10 protein-coding genes are annotated in these 7,244 nt (G+C 69.1%); 4 read left to right on the plus strand and 6 right to left on the minus strand.

The features are described 5' to 3' along the window. Positions 1 to 47: 47 nt before the first annotated feature. From VNT50_RS04130 to VNT50_RS04155, 6 genes are all read right to left on the minus strand, one after another. Positions 48 to 539 carry a GNAT family N-acetyltransferase gene (locus VNT50_RS04130; RefSeq protein WP_325483834.1) on the minus strand — a complete coding sequence of 164 codons (492 nt, stop codon included), beginning with the start codon at positions 537 to 539 and terminating at the stop codon, positions 48 to 50. Between the two features lie 23 nt (positions 540 to 562). Next, positions 563 to 2,239 (minus strand): ribonuclease J, encoded by a 1,677-nt coding sequence (locus VNT50_RS04135; RefSeq protein ID WP_325483835.1) that lies wholly within the window; start codon positions 2,237 to 2,239, stop codon positions 563 to 565. 31 nt (positions 2,240 to 2,270) lie between these two features. Next, positions 2,271 to 3,248, minus strand: a complete 978-nt coding sequence (dapA, locus tag VNT50_RS04140; RefSeq protein ID WP_325483836.1) for a 4-hydroxy-tetrahydrodipicolinate synthase — start codon at positions 3,246 to 3,248, stop codon at positions 2,271 to 2,273. Between the two features lie 26 nt (positions 3,249 to 3,274). Beyond that, the gene (locus VNT50_RS04145) at positions 3,275 to 4,039 is read right to left on the minus strand and encodes an SDR family NAD(P)-dependent oxidoreductase (protein WP_325483837.1); all 765 of its coding nucleotides are present in this window, start codon (positions 4,037 to 4,039) and stop codon (positions 3,275 to 3,277) included. A 61-nt stretch (positions 4,040 to 4,100) separates the two neighbouring features. Then, positions 4,101 to 4,604: a dihydrofolate reductase gene (locus VNT50_RS04150; RefSeq protein ID WP_325483838.1), complete on the minus strand. Its 504-nt coding sequence runs from the start codon at positions 4,602 to 4,604 to the stop codon at positions 4,101 to 4,103. Next, a complete protein-coding gene (locus VNT50_RS04155) occupies positions 4,601 to 5,410 on the minus strand; it encodes a thymidylate synthase (protein ID WP_325483839.1) in 810 nt (269 codons plus the stop codon). Before VNT50_RS04155 ends, VNT50_RS04150 begins: the two co-directional genes overlap by 4 nt. A 105-nt stretch (positions 5,411 to 5,515) precedes the next feature. On the opposite strand from VNT50_RS04155, the gene VNT50_RS04160 reads away from it, so the two are divergent. The 4 genes from VNT50_RS04160 to VNT50_RS04175 form a co-directional block, all read left to right on the plus strand. Beyond that, positions 5,516 to 5,959, plus strand: coding sequence for a TlpA family protein disulfide reductase (locus VNT50_RS04160; protein WP_325483840.1), 444 nt, complete (start codon positions 5,516 to 5,518; stop codon positions 5,957 to 5,959). Then, a complete protein-coding gene (locus tag VNT50_RS04165; protein WP_325483841.1) occupies positions 5,952 to 6,461 on the plus strand; it encodes a DUF4395 domain-containing protein in 510 nt (169 codons plus the stop codon). The genes VNT50_RS04160 and VNT50_RS04165 overlap by 8 nt, the downstream gene beginning before the upstream one ends. Before the next feature lie 105 nt (positions 6,462 to 6,566). Beyond that, complete coding sequence (locus tag VNT50_RS04170; RefSeq protein WP_325483842.1) at positions 6,567 to 6,992, plus strand: OsmC family peroxiredoxin; 426 nt, start codon at positions 6,567 to 6,569, stop codon at positions 6,990 to 6,992. Continuing rightward, on the plus strand, positions 6,985 to 7,244 hold a 260-nt coding region (locus VNT50_RS04175), incomplete at its 3' end, for an NAD-dependent epimerase/dehydratase family protein (RefSeq protein WP_325483843.1). The genes VNT50_RS04170 and VNT50_RS04175, both read left to right, overlap by 8 nt.

A 7,244-nucleotide genomic window follows, 5' to 3' on the forward strand; every position in this document is an offset into this window, starting at 1 on the left:
GGAGCGACGCGGACCCGCGAGAACCTCCGCGACCGGGAGGGCGACGATCAGCGCAGGGCCTTCACCATCGTGTCGCGGCCCGGGCCGCTCTGCGTCACGATGAAACCCTCGGAGCGGTACAGGGTCGCGGCGAAGTTGCCGCGCTCGACGCTCAGGCTGAGGCGCGCGAAGCCGTCGGCGCGCGCCTTGTCGTTGAGCGCCTGGAGGAGCGCCCGTCCCACACCGTGCGCCCGCCAGATCGGGCGCACGCCGATGATCAGCTCGGGGACGCCCGTGCCCACGTATCCGAAGCCGGAGTCGGCTCGCGGCATGAGCCGGTACCAGGCCGCCCCGATCGGATCGCCGGAGCGGTCGAGGGCGATGAACCCGGCATCCACCGGGCGCTTCCAGCCGGTGAGATAGCGCGTGTTCTCGGGATCCGACAGCACCTGCACCTTGGGACGCCCCGATCCCGGCCGCCAGTTGGCCGCCTCGACGACCATGTCGCCGAGGAAGCCGCCGTCGGACTGGCCGGCGGCGCGCAGGCGGAAGGAGGACATGCCGGGATGTTACCCGCGCGGTGTTACGCCTCGATGACGAGCGGAACGATCATCGGGCGTCTGCGCAGCGACGTGCTCACCCAGCGGCCGATCGTGCGGCGCACGATCTGCTGCAGGGCGTGGTTGTCGCGCACCCCCGACTGCGCCGCCTCGGCGAGGGCGGCGGCGATCTTCGGCTTGACGCCCTCGAAGACCGCTGCGTCCTCGGCGAACCCGCGGGCGTGGATCTCGGGGCCGGAGATCACCCGTCCCGTTGCCGCGTCGACCACGACGATGACGGAGATGAAGCCCTCCTCGGCGAGGATGCGGCGATCCTTCAGATCGGCATCCGTGATCTCGCCGACCGTCGATCCGTCGACATAGACGAAGCCGAGGTCGAGCTGCCCGACGACCGACGCGACGCCGTCGCGCAAGTCGATGATCGTGCCGTTCTCGCCGATGATCGTGCGTTCCGGCGAGATGCCGGTGTCCTGCGCCAGCTTGGCGTTCGCGATGAGGTGCCGGTACTCGCCGTGCACGGGGAGCACGTTCTTCGGCTTCAGGATGTTGTAGCAGTAGAGCAGCTCGCCCGCGGCGGCGTGGCCCGAGACGTGCACCTTGGCGTTGCCCTTGTGCACGACGTTGGCACCGAGCTTGGTCAGCCCGTCGATCACGCGGTAGACGGCGTTCTCATTGCCCGGGATGAGGCTCGATGCGAGGATCACGGTGTCGCCCGGACCCGGCTCGATCTCGTGGTCGTTGTTCGCCATGCGGCTGAGCACGGCCATCGGCTCGCCCTGCGAGCCCGTCGACATGTAGACGATCCGGTCATCCGGAAGATCGCGCGCCTTCTTGTAGTCGATCAGGATGCCTTCGGGCACGTTCAGATAGCCGAGCTCGTCGGCGATCGTCATGTTGCGCACCATGCTGCGGCCGAGCAGCGCGACGCGGCGGTCGTGGGCTGCCGCGGCATCCAGCACCTGCTGCACGCGGTGCACGTGACTCGCGAAGCTCGCGACGATGACGCGCCGCGGCGCCTTGCCGATGACCTGGTCGAGCACGGGGCCGATGCTGCGCTCGAGCGCGGTGAAGCCCGGGATGTCGGCATTCGTCGAATCGACCAGGAAGAGGTCGACGCCCTGCTCGCCGAGGCGGGCGAAAGCGCGGAGGTCGGTGAGGCGCCCGTCGAGCGGGAGCTGATCCATCTTGAAATCGCCGGTGGCCAGGGCAACACCCGCGGGCGTCTTGATCGCCACCGCCAGCGCGTCGGGGATCGAGTGGTTCACCGCGATGAACTCGAGGTCGAACGGACCGACCCGCTCGTGGTCGCCCTCCCTGACCGTGAGCGTGTACGCCTTGATGCGGTGCTCCTTGAGCTTCGCCTCGATGAGCGCGAGCGTCAGACCGGAGCCGATGAGGGGGATGTCGGCCTTGAGCTTCAGCAGATACGGAACGGCGCCGATGTGGTCCTCGTGCCCGTGGGTCAGGACGACGCCGACGATGTCATCGAGCCTGTTCTTGATCGGCTCGAAGTCGGGGAGGATCAGGTCGACGCCGGGCTGGTGCTCCTCGGGGAACAGCACGCCGCAGTCGACGATGAGGAGCTTGCCCTCATACTCGAAGGTGGTCATGTTGCGACCGATCTCGCCGAGGCCGCCGAGGGGGGTGACCCTCAGGGTTCCGGGCGCGAGAACGGGCGGGTCGTAGACGTTCGTGGGCATTCAGTGCCTCCTCGGGATGCCGCGCATCCCCTCAGCGTGTGGTTCCGTGCACCTTCGGCAGCGCGCCGCCCGCGGCGGCGTTGCGGTCGGGGCGGAAGTTGGAGAAGTCGGCGCCCGGGACATCCTTCACGAGGGCGAGCTCGTCCTCGATCATGGCCGCCTCCCACTCTTCGGGGCCGACGAGCGGAAGGCGGACGCGGGGGCTGCCGATGCGGCCGAGCCCGTGCAGGATGTATTTCGCCGCGACCGTGCCGGGAACGTGGGTCATGACGGCCCGGACGAGCGGCTCGAGGCTCTGATGCGCCGCCGTGGCAGAGGCGAGGTCACCGCGATTGACCGCGTCGACGATCGTCCGGTAGGGGGCCGCGGCGATGTTGGCGGTGACGCCGATCAGGCCGGCCGCACCGATGCTCAGGTGCGGCAGCACGTTGGCGTCGTCGCCGGAGAAGTACATGAGATCGGTCTGGTTGAGCACCCGGCTCACCTCGCTGAAGTCGCCCTTGGCGTCTTTGATCGCGAGCACGTTGGGGTGCTTCGCGATGCGCAGGATCGTCTCGTAGTTGATCGGCACGCCGGTGCGACCCGGGATGTCGTACAGGATGACGGGCAGATCGGTAGCGTCTGCGACGAGCCGGAAGTGCGTCAGGATGCCGGCCTGCGTCGGCTTGTTGTAGTACGGCGTGACGATCATGATGCCGTCGGCGCCGGCCTTCTCGCTGGCCTTGTAGAGACCGATCGCGTGCGCGGTCTCGTTCGACCCGCCGCCCGTGATGATCCTGGCGCGGCCGGCCGCGACATCCTTGCCCACCTCGACGAGGCGGATCTTCTCGGGGTCGGTCAGGGTGCTGGTCTCGCCGGTCGTGCCGGTGACGACGATGCCGTCCGCACCCGCGGTGATGACATCGTCGATGTGCTTCTCGACCGCGGGCCAATCCACCTCGCCGTCGGCCGTCATCGGGGTGACGAGCGCGACGAGCACCTGACCGAAGGGATTGCCGGAGTGCGTCATGCCTCCAGGCTATCGGTGCGCGCGGGTCAGCGCCCGCGCTCGCCGGCCGCGGCGAGGATGCCGGCCGGGATCACCCGCGTCAGCGCCACGATCGCCTTGTACCGCAGCGACGGGATCGAGACGCCCTTGCCGCGCGCCACGTCGCGGAGCGACTCCGCGACGACGTCGCGGGCGTCGAGCCACATCCACGACGGGACTCCCTCGCGCCCGGGCTCGAGTCCCATCCGCTCATGGAAGTTGGTGTGCGTGTAACCCGGGCACACGGCGGTGAAGGTCACGCCGCGATCCGAATACTTGGCGTTGCCCCACCGGCTGAAGTCGATCAGCCAGCGTTTGCAGGCGCCGTACGTAGCACGCGGGATGAAGCCCGCGACCGAGGCGACGTTGACGATTCGACCGCTGCGCCTCTGCAGCATCGGGCCGAGCGCAGCGTGGGCGAGCCGCATGGGAACCTCGACGTGCAGATCGAGGTGGCGCACTTCGTCCTCGATGTCGTTGCGCTCGAACTCCAGGGGCAGCCCGAAACCGGCGTTGTTGACGAGCATGTCGATCGGACGCTCGGGGTCGGTCAGCCGCTGGATGACCTTGTCGCGCTTTCGCGGCACCAGGAGGTCGACGGCCAGCACCTCCACCTCCACCCCGTGCCGGTCTGCGAGCGCACTCGCGTGCGTCGACAGCGCCGCCTTGTCGCGGGCGACCAGCACGAGGTCGACCCCCCGTGCGGCGAGCTGGTCCGCGTATTCGGCGCCGAGGCCCGAACTTGCGCCGGTGATCAGGGCGGTCTTCGCCATGGATGTGCTCCTCAAGAGATCTCAGCGGGTGGGCGAGCGGGTCAGCGGGGAGGGCGGCGGGTCAGCGGATGCAGGTCAGGAATCTGTAGCGGATGCCGGTGCGCGACGTGTGCCAACCCTCCGGCGGGTCGACGCCGACCGGCCGCCAGCCGTCGCGATCGGGGGCGAAGGTGTCGCCGGCGACCACGAGGTCGAGCTCGGTGACCTCGAGGCGATCGGCGAGGCCGATGCTCCCGCGGAAGATCTCGGCCCCGCCGATCACCCAGATCCACTCGGTGCCGGGGTCGGACGCCTCAGCCAGCGCGTGCTCCAGCGACGCGGCGCGTTCGGCACCGTCGGCCGCCCACTCGTCGTTGCGGGTCACCACGATGTTGCGACGGCCGGGCAGGGGCCGGAACCGGTCGGGGAACGACTCCCACGTGCGGCGACCCATCACGACGGGCGCGCCCATGGTGATCGCCTTGAACCGTGCCATGTCTTCGGGCACGTGCCACGGCATGCCGCCCGCAGCCCCGATCACTCCGCCCTCGGCCTCCGCCCAGATCAGGCCGATCCGAGCGGTCATACGGCCACGGCGCCGCGGAGCGTGGGGTGGTGCTGGTAGCCCTCGACGACGAAGTCCTCATAGTCGTAGTCGAAGACCGATGCCGGCCGGCGCGTGAACCGCAGCGTGGGATAAGGGTAGGGGTCCCGGCTCAGCTGCTCGCGCACCTGCGCGACGTGGTTGTCGTAGATGTGGCAGTCGCCGCCGGTCCAGACGAAATCGCCCGGCTCGAGGCCCGTCTGCTCGGCGACCATCATGGTCAGGAGCGCGTACGAGGCGATGTTGAACGGCACGCCGAGGAACATGTCGGCGCTGCGCTGGTACAGCTGGCACGAGAGCCTGCCGTCGGCGACGTAGAACTGGAACATCGCGTGGCACGGGGCAAGGGCCATGTTCGGGATGTCGGCGGGATTCCACGCCGACACCAGCAGCCGGCGCGAATCGGGGTTGGCCCTGATCTGCTCGACGACGTCGGAGAGCTGGTCGATGTGGGTGCCGTCCGGCTTCGGCCACGAGCGCCACTGCACGCCGTACACCGGTCCCAGTTCGCCGGCGTCATCCGCCCATTCGTCCCAGATCGTGACGCCGCGCTCCTGCAGCCATCGCACGTTCGATTCGCCGCGGAGGAACCATAGCAGCTCGTAGGCGAGCGACTTGAAGTGCACGCGCTTCGTCGTGATCAGCGGAAACCCCTGCGACAGGTCGAAGCGCAGCTGACGGCCGAAGACGCTCGCCGTGCCCACGCCCGTCCGATCGGACTTGCGGGTTCCGTTCTCGAGCACATCGCGCAGCAGGTCCTCGTAGGGGGTCGGGATCGCGGTCGTCACGCGAATCACGATACCGGGCCGGGCGACGCGGGCCGCGTTACGCCGTGGTGTCACATTCACTCCATTCGCCTCTCGCTCCGTTGCAACGGGTTAGTCTGGGATGCTGTGACCCTGATCAACGCCGTACTCGCGCTTACCGCACTCTTGGCGGTGACCGTCGGCGTGGGACTCCTCCTGAAGTGGCGACAAGGTCGTCCGCGGCACACCGTCCTCCACGAAGTCGTCGAGCCGACGCGGCTGGGCGCCGAAAGTCTTGGCGAACGCGCCACCCTGCTGCAGTTCAGCACGGAGGTGTGCGCCCGCTGCCCCGCGGTGCATCGCACCCTGTCGGAGATCGCGGACACCCACGAGGGCGTCACGCATCTCGACATCGACGTGACGCATCGCCCCGATATCGCAAAGCACTTCCACGTGCTGCAGACCCCGACGACCCTGATCCTCGACAGCAACGGCATCGTGCAGACCCGCTTCGGCGGGGCCGCTCGCCGCGACGTCGTCGAGCTCGAGCTCACGCGGGTCGCGGGAGAGGTGGAGCCGACCAGTGTCTGAGGCACCGACACCCGCGGGCATCGACCCACGAGGGCCGCGGTTCGCGGCATCCGTCACCTCGGTCCTGCTGCTGATGGCGGTCCTGCTCAGCCTGACCGGAACCGGCACATCGACGACGTCCACGTTCGCCGAACGCGCGCTCGACCCCGGCTTCCTGCTCCTCGTCGTGATCGCGCTGCTGTTCCTCTGGGCGGTCGTGTCACCGCGCACGCACCCCTACGCGGTGTTCTTCCGTCGCGTCATCCGGCCCCGTCTGGCGCCCCCGACCGAGCTCGAAGACCCCCGCCCGCCGCGGTTCGCGCAAGGCGTCGGTCTGCTCGTCACCGCCCTCGGTCTCGTGCTGCACCTGGCCGGCGTGCCGTGGGCACTGCCGATCGCCGCGGCCCTCGCATTCGTCGCCGCGTTCCTGAATGCCGCCTTCGGGTTCTGCCTCGGCTGCCAGATCTACCTCCTGCTGCAGCGCGCCGGCGTCATCGGCCGCGAGCGCCCGTCATCCGCGTAGTTTCGCGACCCGCAGTCACTCGTGACGTCGCGTCGCGGCGGGCCCCGGTTTAGGCTGGCCGCGGGCGACTAGGCCTGCGCCCGTCCGCGAGACCGGAGGATCAGCATGACCGTCACGAGTGAGGCATCCACCATCTGGAACGGCTCCTTGATCGAAGGATCGGGGACGGTCGCTCTCGACACTTCGCACAGCGGGTCGTTTCCCGTGAACTGGAAGGCTCGCAGCGAAGGCTCCGAGTCCACCACGACACCCGAGGAGCTCATCGCCGCCGCGCACTCGTCGTGCTTCAGCATGGCGTTCTCGAACATGCTGGCGCAGAACGGCACTCCACCGGATTCCGTCGAGACGACGGCGTCGGTGACGTTCAAGCCGGGCACCGGGATCACCGGCAGCCACCTGAACGTGAATGCCGTCGTGCCGGGGCTCGCCCAGGCCGACTTCGATCGCATCGCCGAGGACGCCCGCGCGAACTGCCCCGTGTCGCAGGCCCTCGCGGGGGTAGAGATCACCCTCGAGGCGACGCTTGCCTGACGACTCCCCCGAGAGACGCGTCGTCATCGCCGGCGCATCGGGACTGATCGGCCGGCACCTCGCCGACAGCCTCCGCGCCGACGGCGCGAAGGTCACGACGCTCGTGCGGCGCCCCGCGCGCGCTCCGGATGAGATCGAGTGGCTCACGGGGGGATCGCCGCTCGATCCGGCCGTGCTCGAGGGAGCACATGCCGTGGTCGGCATGAACGGGGCGAGCATCGGCCGCTTCCCTTGGACGCGGTCGTACAAGAG

It is taken from the genome of Microbacterium sp. (assembly GCF_035554235.1).
GTDB lineage: Bacteria > Actinomycetota > Actinomycetes > Actinomycetales > Microbacteriaceae > Microbacterium.

Bases quoted from the DNA above. Each gene is read 5' to 3' on its own strand.
- VNT50_RS04130 (WP_325483834.1), bottom strand. From the start codon at position 539: ATGTCCTCCTTCCGCCTGCGCGCCGCCGGCCAGTCCGACGGCGGCTTC.
- VNT50_RS04135 (WP_325483835.1), bottom strand. From the start codon at position 2,239: ATGCCCACGAACGTCTACGACCCGCCCGTTCTCGCGCCCGGAACCCTG.
- dapA (WP_325483836.1), bottom strand. From the start codon at position 3,248: ATGACGCACTCCGGCAATCCCTTCGGTCAGGTGCTCGTCGCGCTCGTC.
- VNT50_RS04145 (WP_325483837.1), bottom strand. From the start codon at position 4,039: ATGGCGAAGACCGCCCTGATCACCGGCGCAAGTTCGGGCCTCGGCGCC.
- VNT50_RS04150 (WP_325483838.1), bottom strand. From the start codon at position 4,604: ATGACCGCTCGGATCGGCCTGATCTGGGCGGAGGCCGAGGGCGGAGTG.
- VNT50_RS04170 (WP_325483842.1), top strand. From the start codon at position 6,567: ATGACCGTCACGAGTGAGGCATCCACCATCTGGAACGGCTCCTTGATC.